Annotated in this window: 15 protein-coding genes; 4 read left to right on the top strand and 11 right to left on the bottom strand. The window is 71.4% G+C overall.

Annotated elements, in window-relative coordinates; translation table 11 throughout:
* Positions 1 to 180: 180 nt before the first annotated feature.
* The 3 genes from PWG71_RS20765 to PWG71_RS20755 form a co-directional block, all read right to left on the bottom strand.
* Entirely contained in the window at positions 181 to 1,200 is a 1,020-nt protein-coding gene (locus PWG71_RS20765) for a tetratricopeptide repeat protein (RefSeq protein WP_446725069.1), read from the bottom strand.
* Between the two features lie 246 nt (positions 1,201 to 1,446).
* Positions 1,447 to 2,709: a ribonuclease D gene (locus PWG71_RS20760; protein WP_274811590.1), complete on the bottom strand. Its 1,263-nt coding sequence runs from the start codon at positions 2,707 to 2,709 to the stop codon at positions 1,447 to 1,449.
* A gap of 85 nt (positions 2,710 to 2,794) precedes the next feature.
* Entirely contained in the window at positions 2,795 to 3,370 is a 576-nt protein-coding gene (locus tag PWG71_RS20755; protein WP_274811589.1) for a DUF3000 domain-containing protein, read from the bottom strand.
* Positions 3,371 to 3,682: 312 nt separating this feature from the next.
* On the opposite strand from PWG71_RS20755, the gene hemE reads away from it, so the two are divergent.
* Entirely contained in the window at positions 3,683 to 4,708 is a 1,026-nt protein-coding gene (gene hemE / locus PWG71_RS20750; RefSeq protein ID WP_274811656.1) for a uroporphyrinogen decarboxylase, read from the top strand.
* Positions 4,709 to 4,777: 69 nt separating this feature from the next.
* Here hemE and PWG71_RS20745 read toward each other — a convergent pair whose 3' ends face one another.
* Complete coding sequence (locus PWG71_RS20745) at positions 4,778 to 5,911, bottom strand: DUF4349 domain-containing protein (protein ID WP_274811588.1); 1,134 nt, start codon at positions 5,909 to 5,911, stop codon at positions 4,778 to 4,780.
* A gap of 207 nt (positions 5,912 to 6,118) precedes the next feature.
* Between PWG71_RS20745 and hemG the strand changes: the two genes are divergently transcribed.
* Both hemG and hemQ read left to right on the top strand, forming a co-directional pair.
* Entirely contained in the window at positions 6,119 to 7,576 is a 1,458-nt protein-coding gene (gene hemG, locus PWG71_RS20740; protein ID WP_274811587.1) for a protoporphyrinogen oxidase, read from the top strand.
* Positions 7,573 to 8,283 carry a hydrogen peroxide-dependent heme synthase gene (hemQ, locus tag PWG71_RS20735; protein WP_274811586.1) on the top strand — a complete coding sequence of 237 codons (711 nt, stop codon included), beginning with the start codon at positions 7,573 to 7,575 and terminating at the stop codon, positions 8,281 to 8,283. The genes hemG and hemQ overlap by 4 nt, the downstream gene beginning before the upstream one ends.
* A 67-nt stretch (positions 8,284 to 8,350) precedes the next feature.
* Here hemQ and pssA read toward each other — a convergent pair whose 3' ends face one another.
* From pssA to msrB, 3 genes are all read right to left on the bottom strand, one after another.
* Positions 8,351 to 9,163 carry a CDP-diacylglycerol--serine O-phosphatidyltransferase gene (gene pssA / locus PWG71_RS20730; protein WP_274811585.1) on the bottom strand — a complete coding sequence of 271 codons (813 nt, stop codon included), beginning with the start codon at positions 9,161 to 9,163 and terminating at the stop codon, positions 8,351 to 8,353.
* Positions 9,150 to 9,818 carry a phosphatidylserine decarboxylase gene (locus PWG71_RS20725; RefSeq protein ID WP_274811584.1) on the bottom strand — a complete coding sequence of 223 codons (669 nt, stop codon included), beginning with the start codon at positions 9,816 to 9,818 and terminating at the stop codon, positions 9,150 to 9,152. The genes pssA and PWG71_RS20725 overlap by 14 nt, the downstream gene beginning before the upstream one ends.
* A 171-nt stretch (positions 9,819 to 9,989) precedes the next feature.
* Positions 9,990 to 10,424, bottom strand: coding sequence for a peptide-methionine (R)-S-oxide reductase MsrB (gene msrB / locus PWG71_RS20720; RefSeq protein WP_274811583.1), 435 nt, complete (start codon positions 10,422 to 10,424; stop codon positions 9,990 to 9,992).
* A gap of 245 nt (positions 10,425 to 10,669) precedes the next feature.
* Between msrB and PWG71_RS20715 the strand changes: the two genes are divergently transcribed.
* Positions 10,670 to 11,065 (top strand): hypothetical protein, encoded by a 396-nt coding sequence (locus tag PWG71_RS20715; protein ID WP_274811582.1) that lies wholly within the window; start codon positions 10,670 to 10,672, stop codon positions 11,063 to 11,065.
* Between the two features lie 49 nt (positions 11,066 to 11,114).
* On the opposite strand, the gene PWG71_RS20710 is transcribed toward PWG71_RS20715, so the two are convergent.
* The 4 genes from PWG71_RS20710 to PWG71_RS20695 form a co-directional block, all read right to left on the bottom strand.
* Positions 11,115 to 11,885: a GntR family transcriptional regulator gene (locus PWG71_RS20710; RefSeq protein WP_274811581.1), complete on the bottom strand. Its 771-nt coding sequence runs from the start codon at positions 11,883 to 11,885 to the stop codon at positions 11,115 to 11,117.
* A gap of 164 nt (positions 11,886 to 12,049) precedes the next feature.
* Positions 12,050 to 12,829: a pyrimidine reductase family protein gene (locus tag PWG71_RS20705; RefSeq protein WP_274811580.1), complete on the bottom strand. Its 780-nt coding sequence runs from the start codon at positions 12,827 to 12,829 to the stop codon at positions 12,050 to 12,052.
* Between the two features lie 123 nt (positions 12,830 to 12,952).
* Positions 12,953 to 15,121, bottom strand: a complete 2,169-nt coding sequence (gene glgX, locus PWG71_RS20700) for a glycogen debranching protein GlgX (protein WP_274811579.1) — start codon at positions 15,119 to 15,121, stop codon at positions 12,953 to 12,955.
* 355 nt (positions 15,122 to 15,476) lie between these two features.
* Positions 15,477 to 17,108, bottom strand: a complete 1,632-nt coding sequence (locus PWG71_RS20695; RefSeq protein ID WP_274811578.1) for an acyl-CoA dehydrogenase family protein — start codon at positions 17,106 to 17,108, stop codon at positions 15,477 to 15,479.
* Positions 17,109 to 17,174 lie beyond the last annotated feature (66 nt).

The raw sequence follows: 17,174 nt of genomic DNA, 5'->3' as shown, positions 1-17,174 counted from the left end.
CGTCCCGCTCCGGCCGCTCCCACGACTCCCGCCCTTCGGCGCGTCCTCGCCCGTCGTCCCGCCCCGGCCGCACCGCGCGGTACGGGCGCACGACACGCCTCCGGGCCGGGACCCGAGGGGGTCCCGGCCCGGAGCGGCGGACGGTGCGGTGCGATCGAAGGCCCGGAGGGCGACGACCGGTCAGAACAGCGCGTCGGCCTCGCGGTGCCGGCCCGCCGCGCTGTAGGCGCCCGCCAGGTCGCGGCGCAGCCGCAGGGTCAGCCGGCGCACCTCGGGGTCGCCCGAGGAGTTGAGCGCGGACCGGTAGGCCTCGCGCAGCGTCTCCACGGCCTCCTCCGTGCGGCCCGCCTGGGTGTAGGCGCGGCCCAGCCGGTGGTGCACGGTCAGGGTGTCCAGGTGACCCTTGCCGATCCGACGGCGTCGGGCGGACAGCACCATGCGCAACTGGCGGACGGCGTCGTCGTAGCGGCCCGCCATGCTCTGCGCCGCGCTCAGCCCCAGCCGCAGGTCCTCGCAGCGCTCCGCGCCGGTCACGTCCTCCAGGGCCCGCTCGTAGTGGGCCATGGCCGCGTCCAGTCGGCCGCTGCGCCGGTAGCACACGGCCAGCCGGGTGCGCGCCTCCACGGTGTCCTCGTCGGAGGGGCCGAAGGCGCCCTCCCGGTCGCGCAGCAGGACCTCCCACTGCGAGGCGGCGTCGGCGGGCCGCCCGGCGTCCTCATAGGCCCAGGCCAGGTTCTCGCGGATGATCTCGGTCCGGGGGTGCTCGGTGCCGAAGACCGCGATGGCCTCGGCCAGCGTCAGCTCGAACTGCTGCACGGCGGCCTGGCGGCGGCCCATCTGCGCGTACTTGGTCGCCAGATTGTTGCGGGCGGTGATGGTGTCGGGGTGTTCGGTGCCCAGCCGCTCCACGAGGGACCGCAGGGTGCGCTCCAGTGAGGCCGCTCGCATCCCCGCGGTGGACGCGGGCGGGGAGGAGTCGAACACCGGCGCGAGCGCCGCCACGGGGATCGGATCGCTCATCACGCCCGCCGTGGCCGGGACCCGCGAAGGGAGGGGAACGGAGGGTTCCACCACGACCCGGTCGGGTGTCTCGGGCACGGGCACGGACTCGTCGAGCGAGGGGACGACCTCGTCGGCGGCACGCGCCCGGTTCACGCGCGCCCGCCCGGTTCCGCCCAGCAGCGAACGCCAGAACGACAGCAGACTCACCCTATTTCCCTGATCGCATCCTCGTCGCACCCCGGATCGGACCACCGGTGCTCCCGGTGTGCACTCACACCGTCGCAATGTTCCCTCTCACCCGTCAAGAGGTCACGGAACCTGGAAGTTCCAGGGCACGTTTCCATAACTTAATCGGACACGAGGTGATGGAACAGGCGGTTTGACCTCTGGATGCATAGTGACTTCGGACACATGGGATTCGGGACGTTTGAAGTGGGTAAAGGTTTACCCCTCTTCTGCTGATTTCAGGGACCTCGCCAGGGGTTCCGCGGTCAGTCCGATCTGCCACTCCCGGGCCCCGCGCTCGCGCAGGAACACCCCGATGGAGTCCGGGTCCACCGTCGCGGGCGGCGCCCACGCCAGCCTGCGCACGGTGTCGGGCAACAGCAGGTTCTCGGTCGGCATCACCACGTCCTCCGCGATGCCCGTCACCGTCGCCCGTGCCGCCTCCAGTCGGCGCGCCGCCTCCGGGGCGCGGTCGGCCCACCGGTTGACCGGCGGCGGACCGTCTCCGGGGGCGTTGGGGCGGGGCAGGTCCGACTGCTCCAACTCCCGGACCCGGTCGATCGCCTGCATCCACGTGCTCACGTACCGCCGCGCCAGCTTGATCCCGAACTGGCGGATCCTGGTCAGGTCGGTCGTGGTGCGCGGCATGGTGGCCGCGGCCTCCACGATCGCGGCGTCCGGCAGCACCCGCCCGGGCGAGATGTCCCGCTCCTGCGCGATGCGGTCGCGCTCGTACCACAGCTCCCGCACTGCGGCCAGGGAACGCTGATTGCGCACCCGGTGGATGCCCGAGGTACGACGCCACGGATCCGGACGCGGCTCCTTGGGCGGGGCGGCCAGCACCGAGGAGAACTCCTCCAGGGCCCACTCCAGTTTCCCCGCCTCCTCCAGCTCCACCTCCAGGGCGTCTCGGAGCTCGATGAGGATCTCCACGTCCAACGCCGCGTACCGCAACCAGTCCTCGGGCAGGGGACGCTGCGACCAGTCGACGGCCGAGTGCTCCTTGGCCAGGCGCACGTTGAGCATCCGCTCCACCATGAAACCCAGCCCCACGCGCTGGTAGCCCAGCAGCCTGCCGGCCAGCTCGGTGTCGAACAACCGGCGCGGTCGCAGGTTGACCTCGGTCAGGCACGGCAGGTCCTGGTGGGCCGCGTGCAGCACCACCTCGATGTCCCGCACGGCGTCGTCCAGCCCGCTCAGGTCCGGGCAGGCGATCGGGTCGATCAACGCCGACCCCGCCCCCTCCCGGCGCAACTGGACCAGGTAGGCGCGTTGCCCGTAGCGGTACCCCGACGCGCGCTCGGCATCGACCGCGATCGGTCCGCTGCCGGCGGCGAGGGCGGCGATCACTCCGGCCAGGGCGTCATCGTCGGAGGTGACCTCCGGCAGGCCTTCGCGCGGTTCCCGCAACAGGGGCGCCTTCTCGGCGTCGTCGTCACCTGGATCGCGGGGTTCTGTCTTCGAGTTCAACGCGTTCGCCACACCACTACGGTATGCGCTGCCGACACCGTACGCGGATTCGGTCCGGTCACGAACGAGGTCCCCGGACCCGCGCGGGCCGGGCACCTCAGGGCCGTGAACGCTGTCGTGCGATGTCGGCGACATCGGCGGGCGGCAGCCCCGCGGCCGCCGCCAACAGGGTCTGCCAGGCCGCGCTGTGCGGGAGCAGGTCGTCCTCCTCCGGGGTCCACGAGGCGCGCATCTCCACCTCCGTCGTCGACCCCTCGCCGGCCTTGGTACCGAACCCCTCGGTGGTGGCACGGGTGACCGTGCCGCTCAACGTGTGGTGGGAGGCCCCGCACGCGGCCAGGGCATCGGTCAGCCAGCTCCAGGCGACCCGCCCGAGCAGCGGGTCGGTGGCGATGTCCGACTCCAACTCGGAGTTGATCTGACAGACGACCCTGAAGGGCCCGGGCCACTCCCGGGTCCCCTCGGGGTCGTACAGGACGATGAGGCGCCCCCAGGCGATCTCTTCGCCGTGTACGGTGACCTGCGCCGACACGGCGGCGGTATGGGGGGCCAGACGGGCCGGGGCGGGGATCTCCCGGACGGTGATCTCGGACCTGAGGGAAGGGCTGTTCAGGGCTTCGATCGCTCGTCGGAACGTTTCGCCGGCGTCCGCGGCGCTACCGACATCGGGCATGGTGGAAACGTCAGCCTTCATTGTGTGTGATCGCGCGCTGGCGGGGTGTCGCTCGGAAGGGGACGGCTCTCCCCATCGCGGGCAGGAGGGTGGGCACGGAACCGACCGTGGCACGAGTCACGGCCCCGTGGTCGTAGATCCCCCGGCGTGTCGGGGTTTTGTGATGATCTTGGGACCGCTCCGCCACCGGACGGCGCCCTTGCGAGCCTTTGTGCGCCTTTGTGGGCCCTCCCGGGCCGGGGCCCGGCGACGGCCGATCCCGCCATCCGCGTGAGAGCACCGGGCGGGGCATGGCACGATCGGAGGGTGACGCTGCAAGAATCTCCATTCCTTCGCGCCTGCCGGCGCCTGCCCGTGTCCCACACCCCGGTGTGGTTCATGCGCCAGGCCGGGCGCTCCCTGCCCGAGTACCGACGGGTCCGCGCCGACGTGCCGATGCTGGAGGCCTGCGCCCGTCCCGACATGATCACCGAGATCACGATGCAACCGGTCCGCCGGTACGACGTCGACGCCGCCATCTTCTTCAGCGACATCGTCGTTCCGCTCAAGGCCATCGGCATCGACCTGGACATCAAACCCGGTGTCGGCCCCGTGGTGGCCGACCCGATCCGCGACGCCGACGGCGTCAAGCGGCTGCGGGACATCGAGCCCGACGACCTGTCGTACGTGACCGAGGCCGTGGGCATGCTCACCGGAGAGCTCGGCGACAGGCCGCTCATCGGCTTCGCGGGCGCCCCGTTCACGCTGGCCTCCTACCTCATCGAGGGCGGGCCCTCCAAGAACCATGAGCACACCAAGGCGCTCATGTACGGCGAGCCCGAACTGTGGGACGAGCTGATGCGCCGGCTCTCCGCCATCACGCTCGGTTTCCTGCGCACCCAGATCGAAGCGGGCGCCAGCGCGATCCAGCTGTTCGACTCCTGGGTCGGCGCGCTCGGCGCCGAGGACTACCGCGCCTCCGTGCTGCCCTACACCTCGTGGATCTTCGGCCAGCTCAGCGAGTACGAGGTGCCCCGCATCCACTTCGGCGTGGGCACCGGTGAGCTGCTCGGCCTGCTCAGCGAGGCCGGGGCCGACGTGGTGGGCGTGGACTGGCGGGTGCCCCTGGACAAGGCCGTCCAGCGGGTCCAGCCGGGCACGGCGCTTCAGGGCAACCTGGACCCGGCCACCCTGTTCGCACCCTGGGAGGTCGTGGCCGAGCGCACCCGCGACATCCTGTCCCGGGGCCGGACCGCCGACGGCCACATCTTCAACCTGGGCCACGGCGTGCTTCCGGAGACCGACCCGGACATGCTCCAGCGCCTCACCGCGTTCGTCCACGAGGAGACCGCGGTCTGATCCGCGCCTCCCCTGATCGCCGACGGCGCCCGGTCCCCGGTGGGGGCGGGCGCCGTCGGCGTCACGGTGTCAGCGGCCGCCGGTCGGCGGCCCGTCCGTGTCGGTGTCCCGGCCGTCCTCGGGCACCTCGCCGGTCCCGGCGGCCTCGGGCGTCCCCTCGCGCTCGGGCGTGACGGCGCCCCCCTCCGGGACGGGCGTCCCGTCGGCCCCCGCGGTCCCGGGGCCCGCGGCGCCGGTGTGGACCGGTACCCCCGGGTGCGGGTGCGGGTGCGGCGCGGCGGCGCGGCGGCGCCGGACAAGGGAGCGCAGCCACCACGCCAGCGCGGTCACCGGCACGGCCAGGACGGCGAGGAACGGCAGCAGCCAGCCCAGCGCGACGGCGAACCCCTCGAAGACCGAGACCAGCGCCAGCCAGCCGCGCTCCAGGCCGCCCAGGAACCCGATGCTCTCCTCGGAGGGCTCCTCGATGTAGGTCTGCGGCGGCATCAGCACGAGGTGGACCGTCGAGTACGAGATCTCGTTCTCCAGGGCCTTCTGCCGCGCCTGGAGCGCCTCCAGCTCCGCCTGGCGGTCCTGGATCTCCCGCTCGACCCGCAGCAGGTCGTCGACGTCCTCGGCCTCCTCCAGGTACCCGCGCAGGGTCTCCAGGGCCGTCTCGGACGACGCGATGCGGCTCTCGACGTCGGCGACCTCCTCGGTGACGTCCTGCACCGATCGGTGCAGGTCGGACCGGTCGCCCAGGTCCGCCAGCTCCTCCAGCGCGCCCTCGTAGTCGTCGTTGGGGATGCGCAGCGTCAGGTACGCCTCGGGAGTGCCGCCCTTGGGCGTGGACAGCGACTCCGAGGAGACGTAGCCGTCGGCGGCCAGGGTCAGCTCCTTGGCGCGCTCGGAGGCCTCGGAGACGTCGTCCACCCGCACGGTGAGTTCGGCGGTGTGGATGAGCTCGCGATCGGAGATCACGACGTCGGAGTCGATGCCCGACGCGCCCCCCTCCTGTTCGACCGCACCGTCCTCGGCCCGGCCCGCCTCCTCGGAGAACCCCCCGTCCTCGACGGTGCCCGGGACGGCGTACTCCGCGGAGGACCCGGCGGAGGAGTCGGAGGAATGGAGGGTCGCCCCGCACGAGGTGACCATGAGGGCCGTCAGGCCCGCGCACATCACCCCGGCGAAACGCCGCACCGGGGTCGAACCTGAGATAACCATGCTCCTTCGACGTGGCCCGCACCACACCCGTTTCGACCCATTGGTAACGAGCCGACAACGGTCCGAATCGGGTCGAAAGGCTCTACGGGACGTTCCCGACGCCCCTCCGGCACCGGATGTCCGATCCTGGAGGGGGAGGGTCGCGACCCCGGTCGCCAACGGGGGCGGCGGGACGCTGTGATCCACGGCATCTGGGAAGCTGGGAGCATGCCTGAAGCACCGCACGTCGTCGTGGTCGGGGGCGGCGTCTCCGGACTCACCGCCGCGCACCGTCTCACCGGGCTCGGCGTCGCCGTCACCGTGATCGAGGCCGCCGACGCGCCCGGCGGCAAGCTGCGGGCCTCCCCCGTGGCGGGTGTGGAGGTCGACGCCGGTGCCGAATCCGTGCTGGCGCGCCGCCCCGAGGCGCTCGATCTCATCGCCGAACTCGGGATGACCGACCGCGTCGTCCACCCCGGTCCCGGCACGGCCGCCGTCTACAGTCGCGGTCGCGTCCGCCCCCTGCCCCGGGGACAGCTCATGGGAGTCCCCGGTGACCTGCGGGCGCTGGCCCGCAGCGGCGTGCTCTCCCCCCTGGGGACCGCCCGCGCCGCCCTGGACCTGGTGCGCCCGCGCACCCCGGTGCGCGGCGACCTCCCGGTGGCCTCCTACATCGGGGTGCGCCTGGGCCGCGAGGTCGTCGAGCGCCTCGTGGAACCGCTGCTGGGCGGCGTCTACGCGGGCAACGCCGACCTCCTCTCCCTGGAGGCCACCGTGCCGCGGATCGCGGCCATGGCCCGCGACGGGGGATCCCTGATCCGCGGCGTCCACGACGCCCTGGGCGGCGCCGGGGCCGCGTCGGGACCGGTCTTCGCCTCCCTGCGCGGCGGCATCGCCGGTCTCACCGGGGAACTCGCCGAACGCCACGGCGGGGACCTGCGCACCGGAACCCGTGTCCGTTCCCTGGAACGCCTCCCCGAGGGCTGGCGCGTCCACCTCGACGGCGGCGACCGGGTCGAGGCCTCCGCCGTCCTGCTGGCCTGCCCGGCCCCGGAGGCGGCCCGCCTCCTCACCGACCACGTCCCCGAGGCCGCCCGGGACCTGCGCGGCATCGAGTACGCGAGCATGGCCCTGATCACCCTGGCCCTTCCGGCGTCGGCGCTGCCCGCCCCGCTCACCGGGACCGGCTTCCTCGTCCCGGTGGGGGAGGGCGGCCTCACCATCAAGGCGGCCACCTTTTCGAGCAACAAGTGGCCCTGGATCGCCGAGGAGCTCGCCGCGACCGGCGAGGACCTGGTCATGGTGCGCTGCTCCATCGGCCGCTTCGGCGAGACCGGTGTCCTGGACCGCTCCGACGAGGAGCTCGTCGCCACCGCCGTGACCGACCTGTCCGAGGTGCTCGGCCCGATCGGCCGCCCCGCCCAGACCCGGGTGACCCGCTGGGACGACGGTCTGCCCCAGTACGCGGTCGGGCACACCGCGCGCGTCGCCCGCGTCCGCGAGGCCCTCGCCCGCCACCATGGACTGTCGGTGTGCGGAGCGGCCTACGGCGGGGTGGGCGTACCGGCGTGCATCGCCGACGCGGATCGCCAGGCCCGGGACCTGGTCTCCGCCCTCCAGACCGACAGTCGCACCAGCCGCGGCGACGGAGCCGACGGCACCAACCAGCAAGGAGTCAACCCGTGACGGGCCAGCACAACGACGCCACCGGCCAGGGCGGCACCGACCTCAACGCCCTCATCCGCTACACCATGTGGTCGGTCTTCAAGGTCGACACCCTCGAAGGCGTCGACCGGGCCGCCGCAGCGGACGAACTCCAGGGCCTGCTCGACAAGGCGGCCGAGCAGGGCGTCACCACCCGCGGCGGCTACGACGTGCAGGGCTTCCGCGCCGACGCCGACATCATGTTCTGGTGGGTGGCCGACACCCACGAGCGGCTCCAGGACGTCTACGCCGCGTTCCGCCGCACCGCGGTCGGCCGCGCGGCCACCCCGGTGTGGTCGGTGATGGGCCTGCACCGGCCCGCCGAGTTCAACCGAGGCCACGTGCCGGCGTTCCTGGCGGGCGAGGAGCCCCGCGACAACCTCTGCGTGTACCCCTTCGTGCGCTCCTACGAGTGGTACCTGCTGCCCGACGACGAGCGTCGGGCGATGCTGGCCGAGCACGGCCGGATGGCCGCCCCCTACCCGGACGTGCGCGCCAACACCGTCTCCTCGTTCGGTCTGAGCGACTACGAGTGGCTGCTGGCCTTCGAGGCCGACGAGCTGCACCGCATCGTCGACCTCATGCGCCACCTGCGCGGCGCCAAGGCCCGGCTGCACACCCGCGAGGAGATCCCGTTCTACACGGGTCGTCGCAAGAGCGTCGCCGAGCTGGTCGAGTCCCTGCCGTAACCGGCCCCGGACGGCGAACGGCGCCCCGGCGGATCTCCGCCGGGGCGCCGTCGCGCGTTCGTCCCGCCTACTCCTCGACGGGGTCGGCCGGTCGGGCCGGCTCCTCGACCGCGTGCCGGGTGGCCAGGACGTAGAAGGGCACCGTCACGATGAAGGCCAGGACCAGGGCGCTCATCAGGTAGACCAGCCACTGTCCGGCGGGCAGGCCCAGACCCCAGGACACGATGAGGGCCACACCGGTGCCGAGCACGCCCAGGACCGCGTACGCCTTGCGGCCGCGCGGTTTGGGGTACTCGACGCGGCTCACCATCAGCCAGGAGATGAACAGCACCGCCACCGCGGCGATGGCCGGCGGCGGGTTCAGCAACACCACGGTGACCACGGCCATCGCGCCGAACGGGCACGGCAGACCGGTGAAGTACCCCGTGCCCGGGGCCTGGAGGGAGAAGCGCGCCAGACGCACGATCACCGCGAGCAGCACCGCGCCGCCCGCCATGATCGTCAGTGTCCCGGCTCCGCCGCTCTGGGTGCCCCAGACGACGAACAGGAACGCGGGGGTGAACCCGAAGCTGATGACGTCGGCGAGGTTGTCGAGTTCGGCGCCCATGCCGCTGCCGCCGAGTTTGCGGGCCACCCGCCCGTCGAGCACGTCCAGCGCGGCGGCCACCAGCATCAGCCCCACGACCATGGCCATGGCGCTGCGGGGCAGGGGCCCCGTCGCGCCGGTGGCGATGTGCGTCGACAGGGCGGAGACCAGCGCCAACACGGCGAGGAACCCGCACAGGGCGTTGCCCAGCGTCAAGTAGTCGGCCAGGGCCAGACGAAGCCGGGGGGTACCGTCGGTGACGGGTGAGGCGAGGGGGCCCTCAGTCGGCGTCAAGGCGGGTTTCCCCGGCGCGGACCCGCTGGCCGACCTCCACCGCCGGGGTGACACCGGCCGGAAGGTAGACGTCGACGCGGGAGCCGAACCGGATGAGCCCGATCCTCTCGCCTTGTTCGACCTTCTGCCCCGCAGCGAGATACGGGATGATACGCCTGACCATCGCGCCGGCGATTTGAACGACCGTGATCTCACCGATCTCGGTTTCAAGGGTCCAGATGACGCGTTCATTACGCTCGCTGTCCTTGTCGAATGCGGGGCGAAAGCCCCCGGGGCGGTGTTCGACACCGGTCACCACACCGGCGAGGGGGGCACGATTGACGTGCACGTTGAGGGGGTTCATGAACACCGCGATCCGGGTGCGGCCATCGGATCGGACATCGATGCTCTGCACGACGCCGTCTGCCGCGGACAACACCCGACCGGTCGCCGGACCCCGCTCGGGGTCGCGGAAGAACCACGTCATCCCGGCGGCCAGGGCCACCACCGGCACGGCCACCGCCGTGCGTGCTCGGGAACCGCGGGCGGCCAGGGCCGCGACGCCGGCGGCGCCGAGCGCCGGCAGCAGCCACGGGGCGGAACCCTGGGCCATGCCGAACCGAGGGCGTGCCGGTGGCCGGTGGGAGACGGATGTGGAAGGTGAGTCGTCGGTCATCGAGCGCTTTCGTCGCGGGTGATTCGGTGTGTCGCGGGCCGGCGGGGGAGCAGGCCTTCGGCACACCGCATGCGATTATCCCTGATCCGCCGAGGGCGGTGATCAGGTGAACACCGGGTCGCCCTCGGGCGACCCGCAGGCGTACGCCCGGAACCAGGATGGTACGCCAACCTACTCCGTCGGCTCCAGGGTAAGGGCGACCGAATTGATGCAATAACGGTCGTCAGTGGGCGTGGCGTACCCCTCACCGTGGAAGACGTGCCCCAGATGGGAGTCGCAGGTGGCGCACCGTACCTCGGTCCGCACCGTGCCCAGGGACCGGTCCTCGTGCAGGACGACGGCGTCGGAGTCGGTCGGGTCGTAGAAGCTGGGCCAGCCGCAGTGGGAGTCGAACTTCTCGTCGGAACGGAACAGTTCGCTCCCACAACCCCTGCAACGATAGACGCCCCGGGTCTTCGTCTCCACATAGGCCCCGGTCCACGGGCGTTCTGTGCCGGCCAGGCGCAGTACCGCGTACTCCTGGTCGTCGAGCCGCTCGCGCCACTCCCGGTCGGTCTTCGGGATGTCGGTCCCGCCGGGCGGGGTCCGGTCCGCTGTGTCAGCCATACCTTCGACGTTATCCGGAAACGGATGCCGGTGTCGCCCCCGGGCGGACTCGGGGCGCGTTCACTCTCCGGCGTGGTAAATCCTCCTTGGCCGTGACATACCCCTAACTTCACCCTCGGTGGCGTTCGGTGGTCACCCGTGCGGGTAGGGCAGCGGGCAGGGTTCGAAGATCGAGGGCGCACGAGGCGGGTGACATGGCCGTTGCAGCGGAACAGTCACTGAAAGTGACTAAAAGAACACGAAGAGTGGGAAGGGTGCGGTACGGGCTGTGGCGGGTCGAACGGGCCACCGCCGGCGCGCGCGGCGGGATCCACGCCTTCACCCGGGTGGCGGCTCGGGAGATACGGGGGGCCGCGGACGCGACCCTGCGCCTCCTCCCGGCCAGGGCGGGCCGTTCCACCGCGTCCGAACCCTGGGACGACCGGACGCTGTTCACCGGGTTGACGGTGTTCTCCGTGGTGGCGGTGGCCGTCTCCCTCCTCCTGGGATTCGGCGTGGCCGAATGGATGCGGACCGAGCCCGAGGCGCTGCTCATCGCCGGGTTGGGCGCCGTGGTGGTCGGGGCGGTGCTGCTGCCCCTGGGCCACCTGGTGTTCACCTCCAAACGGAGGCGTCGCGCCGTGGCGGAGGAACGGGAGTGAACATCCCGGTGGGGCGCCCACGCGGGCGCCCCACCGGGATGTTCGACGCTCAGGCCTCGAAGTCGTACTGCAGCACGTAGGCCGAGCCGTCCATCGTGATCTCGTTGAACTCCACGGGCCGGTGATCGGCGGTCAGCGCGGTCCGCGCCACCTCCAGCACCGGGGTCCCCGGGGCCAGTCCCAAGGCCTCGGTCTCCTCCGGGGTCGGCATGCGGCCGCGGATCTCCTCGGTGAAGCGCGCCGGGGCCAGCCCTCGTTCGGCCAGGCGCGCGTAGATCCCACCGGGTCCGGTGTCGCCGTCGCGGAAGCGCGGTTCGTCGCCGACCAGGGCCAGGGGCAGGTGGGAGAGGGCCGTCTGGACGGGCCGGCCGTCCACCAGGTAGCGCCGGGAACGCAGCAGCACCCCCTCGCCCTCGGTCAATCCCAGGACGCGGGCCACGTGATCGCGCGCCGTGCCCTCCTCCACCCGCAGGCGGTCCACCTCGTAGCCGCGATCCTCACCATCGGTGTCGGTCTGCCAGATGGCCCGTCCGTTGCCCCACAGCTCTCTGGACAGGCGTCGGGCACCGTGTCTTCGTATCGGGCGGAACAGGCGCACGTAGACGCCGGACCCCCGCACGGCCACGGCCAGCCCCTCGTTGATGAGCACGGACAGCGCCTGCCGTGCGGTCGCCCGCGCGACACCATGGCGCTCCATGATGACGTTCTCCCCGGGAAGGCGGTCGCCGTCGGCGTACCGTCCGGAGCGGATCTGCTCGCGTAGTTCCTCGGCTATCTCCCTGTAGACCGGCGGAGGGGATCCGTTTTCGGACGTCGGCACCACGTTCTTCCTCTCGGCCGGGGGCCAGGCCCGGTCAGTCCCGTCGATGCGGTGTGTCCACTGGATGGCACATCTCGGGTATGTCCGATTGCGGGAGGGTTCATGCGTGATTGAGTGGTGGCCGAAATCGACCGGTTATGGTCAGGGTTCGCGGGTGTGCGCCATCACCGCACGTAGCGCGCGAACAGGGCACCTTCCGCCGCCAACAGGTGCGCCATCCGCACGGGTGTGCTTTGCGTCGAGACGTGTTCGCGCGTCCCGGGGGTGCCCGGACCGCCGGAGACGATGCGCGGCGCCCCGGCGCCCAACAGGCGCGGGCTCAGGGTCAGGCACAGTTCGTCCAGCAGCCCGGCGGCGGTGAACTCGGCCAGCAGGTGCGGGCCGCCCTCGGTGAGGATCCGGTGCAGCCCCCGGCCGGCGAGCGCGTTGACCACGTGAGCGGGCGTGACCGATTCCCCCTCGACCACCACCAGGTCGGCGTGGCGGGCCGCGTGCGCCCTGCGGTCGGCCGGAGCGCCGGCCGTGGTGAACACGATGGTGCGCGCGTGCCCGGGCGCCTCGGCGAGGAGCCGCTCGGGCAGGTCCAGCGTGCGTGAGACGACGGCGACGGGAGGGGTCGAGGGGCGCCCGGCCCGCAGCGCGGCCCAGGAGGTCCGGGCCTTGACGGGGCCGTAGCCCTCCACCCGGGCGGTGTGCGCGCCCACCAGCACGACGTCGCACAGTCCGCGCAGGACCCCCATCACCCGGCGGTCGGCGGATGATGACAGGTCGCGGCTGCGCCCGGAGGGACCGATGGCCCCGCCGTCGACGCTGGCCACCATGTTGGCCCTCACCCAGGGGCGGTCGAGGCCGACCGGATGGGCGTAGGCGGCGACCAGGTCCACCTCCACGTCAGGGGAGGGGAGGAGCGCACGGAAGGTCACGTTCACATCGTTGCCGGACATGGTGCACCAGCGTAGGGCCTTGCCGTGGCGGGGCCCCTCCACACCCGGCCCGTGTCGCCCCGCCCGACCCGGCGGCGCGGTCGTCGCGCCGCCGGGTCGGTGCCGATCAGCCCTCGCCCTCCATCAGTCCTCGCCACCGGTGCGGTGGGACACCCGGCGCAGTACGACCAGCGCCCGGTCGATGACCCGGATCGGGCCGCCCGCCGCCACGAAGGGCCGGTCCGCCACGTCCGGTTCGGCGGTGTCCAGCACCGTCTCCCACGCCATGCCGTACTCGGTTCCCGGCACGGTGAAGTCCACCGCGTCCGCGCCGCTGTTGAGCAGCAGCAGGAAGGAGCTGTCTCGGATGCGCCGCCCCCGCGGATCGGGCTCGGTGATGGCGTCCCCGTTGAGGAACACCCCCAAGGCCCGGCCGGGGCGGTTCCAGTCGCCCCCGTCCATCGGCCGACCGTCCGGGCGCAACCAGGCGATGTCGGGCAGCCCCTCCCGGTCGCCCGCCTTCGTGGTCCCCCCGCCCTCCACCGGGCTGCCCCGGAAGAAGCGCCGACGCCGGAACACCGGGTGCTCCCGGCGCAACCGCGCCAGCTCGCGGACGTAGTCCAGCAGGTCGTTCTCGGGTTCCTCCCCCTCTTCGAGACCGGCCGCCTTCCAGTCGATCCAGGAGATCTCGTTGTCCTGGCAGTAGGCGTTGTTGTTGCCTCCCTGAGTGCGTCCCACCTCGTCGCCGTGGGACAGCATCACCACCCCCTGGGACAGGTACAGGGTGGTGAGGAAGTTGCGGACCTGGCGGCGTCGCAACGTGATGATCGCCGGATCCTCGGTCGGCCCCTCCGTCCCGTGGTTCCAGGACCGGTTGTCGTCGGTGCCGTCCCGGTTGTCCTCACCGTTGGCCTCGTTGTGCTTGTGGTCGTAGGCGACCAGGTCGGCCAGGGTGAAACCGTCGTGGCAGGTGATGAAGTTGATCGAGGCCACCGGACGGCGACCGTCGTCCTGGTACAGGTCGCTGGAGCCCGACAGCCGCGACGCCAACTCGCCCATCACGGGCTCGCCCCGCCAGTAGTCGCGCACGGTGTCCCGGTACTTGCCGTTCCACTCCGTCCACAACGGCGGGAAGTTGCCCACCTGGTAGCCGCCCGGACCCACGTCCCAGGGTTCGGCGATCAGTTTGACCTGGGAGATCACCGGATCCTGCTGGACGATGTCGAAGAACGTGCTCAGCCGGTCGACGTCGTGGAACTCCCGGGCCAGCGCCGACGCCAGGTCGAACCGGAACCCGTCCACGTGCATCTCCAGGACCCAGTACCGCAGCGAGTCCATGATGAGCTGCAACGAGTGCGGATGCCGGACGTTGAGGCTGTTGCCGCACCCGGTGTAGTCGAGGTAGTAGCGCTGGTCCTGATCGCTGACCCGGTAGTAGCTGAGGTTGTCGATGCCCCGCAGGGACAGCGTCGGTCCCATGTGGTCGCCCTCGGCGGTGTGGTTGTACACCACGTCGAGCAGCACCTCGATGCCCGCCTCGTGCAGCGACTTCACCATCGCCTTGAACTCCTGGACCTGTTGACCGCGCGAACCGCGCGCCGCGTACCCGCTGTGCGGGGCCAGGAAGGAGAGGGTGTTGTACCCCCAGTAGTTGGTCAGCCCGCGCGCCACCATGGCGTGCTCGGGCACGAAGTGGTGCACCGGCATGATCTCGACCGCCGTCACCCCCAGCGAGGTGAGGTAGTCGATCATGGCCGGGTGCGCCAACCCCGAGTAGGTGCCCCGTTGATGCTCGGGGATGCCGGGATGGCGCATGGTCAGGCCGCGCACGTGCGCCTCGTAGATCACCGTCTGGTGGTACGGGGTGCGCGGTCTGGACTCGTTGCCCCAGTCGAAGAACGGGCTCACCACGACGCACTTGGGCACGTAGGGCGCGCTGTCGGCGGTGTTCTTGCGACCGGGATCGGCGAAGTGGTAGCTGAACAGCGATTCGTGCCAGGTGAGAGTGCCGTTCAGCGCCTTGGCGTAGGGATCGGTGAGCAGTTTGTTCGGATTGCAGCGCAGTCCGTGCTCTGGTGCGTAGGGACCATGGACGCGGTACCCGTACTGCTGACCCGGACCGATGCCCGGAAGATATCCGTGCCAGACGAATCCGTCGTATTCGGTCAGAGGTATGCGGGTCTCCTCGCCGTCGTCGTCGAACAGGCACAGATCGACCCGTTCGGCGGCCTCGGAGAAGAGGGAGAAATTGGTACCGGACCCGTCGTAGGTCGCACCCAGAGGATAGGAACTACCTGGCCAGACTTCCACCATGGACGTTATCGGTCTCTTGATCTCGGGGCCTTCGGAGGGTATCGTCCGGGCCGTCCGTGAGCGCTCCCATTGCGGTCGGGTGCGCGGACGGTCCTGCGATGGTCCGAAAGCGGGCGGTCGTGTTCATGACGACTTCTTCCTTCCGCTCTGACCGTAGAAGTATGCAGAACTGGGCCGATGATCATTCATCGGCCACCCCGGATCGAGGATCGCGACCCCGAAAATGATGATTTCCAGGGATATACGAGGCGCGCGGATGAGACGAACTTCGACCGCGCTTCCCGCATTCGGTCCACGCAAATGACCACAAGAGTCACACCGGCCCCTCCCGCCACAGGAGGGACCGGCCGGGAGCTCACTGCCGGGGCCGGGCCCGGTCCAGGATCAGACCGGTGTCCACACCCCGGGGCAGGGTGCCGAACACGTGCCCCCACTCACCGCCCAACCGGGACGCGGTGAACGCCTCGGCCACGGGCGTGGGCGAGTGGCGCAGCAACACCGACGCCTGGAGGGTGAGCGCCATCAGCTCCACCACCGAACGCGCCCGGTACTGGATCTCCTCCGGGTCGCTCAGGACCTGCTCCAGCCGTTTGAGCGCAGTGTCGTAGTGGTCGTCCACCCCCCGGGCGGTGTCCAGTTCGGCGAAGAACGCCTCCACGGTCTCGGGGCCGCGGCCCATCGCGCGCAGCACGTCCAGGGCCGCCACGTTGCCCGACCCCTCCCAGATGGAGTTGAGCGGGGAGTCCCGGAACAGCCGGGGCATGCCCGACTCCTCCACGTACCCGTTGCCGCCCAGGCACTCCAGGGCCTCGGCGGCGTGCGCGGGCTGGCGCTTGGTCACCCAGAACTTGCTCACGGCCACCGCCAGCCGGCGGAAGGCCGTCTCGGCCTCGTCACCGCGCACCGACCGGTCCACCGCCCCGGCCAGCCGCGTCATCAGCGCGGTGGCCGCCTCCGACTCCAACGCCAGGTCGGCCAGTACGTTGCGCATGAGCGGCTGGTCCACCAGGACCTTGCCGAACGCGGACCGGTGCTCCGCGTGGTGCAGGGCGTGGGTGAGCGCCGCGCGCATGCCCGCCGCCGAACCGATGACGCAGTCCAACCGGGTGCTGTTGACCATCTCGATGATGGTCGGCACGCCCCGGCCCGCCTCGCCCACCAGGTGGGCGACCGCGCCGTCGTACTCCAGTTCCGCCGAGGCGTTGGACCTGTTGCCGAGCTTGTCCTTGAGCCGTTGGACGTGCAGCCGGTTGCGGGTGCCGTCCTCCAGCACCCGGGGCACGAGGAAGCAGCTCAACCCCTCGGGCGCCTGGGCCAGGGTGAGGAAGAAGTCGCTCATCGGCGCGGACGTGAACCACTTGTGCCCGGTGAGCAGGTGATGCCCGTCGTCGGTGGGCACCGCGCGGGTGGTGTTCGCGCGCACGTCCGACCCGCCCTGCTTCTCGGTCATGGACATGCCCGCGAGCAGGCCGCGCTTGGTGTGCGGCGCGCGCAGCCCGAAGTCGTAGGTGCGGGAGGTCAGGAGGGGTTCGTACCGCCGCGCCAGTTCCGGGGCGTGGCGCAGCGCGGGGACCACCGCGTAGGTCATCGAGATCGGACAGCCGTGCCCGGCCTCGGGCTGGGACCACAGGTAGAACTTGGCGGCGCGGGCCACGTGGGCGCCGGGCCGCTCGTCGCCCCAGGGCGCGGCGTGCAGTCCGAACTCCACCGCCTGGTCCATGAGCACGTGGTAGGCGGGCTGGTAGTCGACCTCGTCGATGCGGTGGCCGTAGCGGTCGTGCGTGCGCAGCACGGGCGGATGGGCGTTGGCGGACTCACCCCAGGAGCGGACCCGTTCCGTGCCGGCGGCGTCACCGACCTCGCGCACCTCCGCCTCGGCCCAGCCGGCGTCCTCGCGCCGTACGCCCTCCAGGAGGGCCGGGTCGTCGGCGGCGTTGTGGTCGCCGAGCGGGGCGGCCTGGTTGAACACCTCGTGTGTCGGGGGCATGGCGTGCTTTCCGTTCCTGTTCGCAGGCGGCCGGGGTGCCGCGCATCCTACTCCCGTACCGAGCCA

It is taken from the genome of Nocardiopsis sp. N85, from assembly GCF_028882275.1.
GTDB lineage: Bacteria > Actinomycetota > Actinomycetes > Streptosporangiales > Streptosporangiaceae > Nocardiopsis > Nocardiopsis lambiniae.
This window is presented reverse-complemented; position numbering and strand designations above follow the sequence as displayed.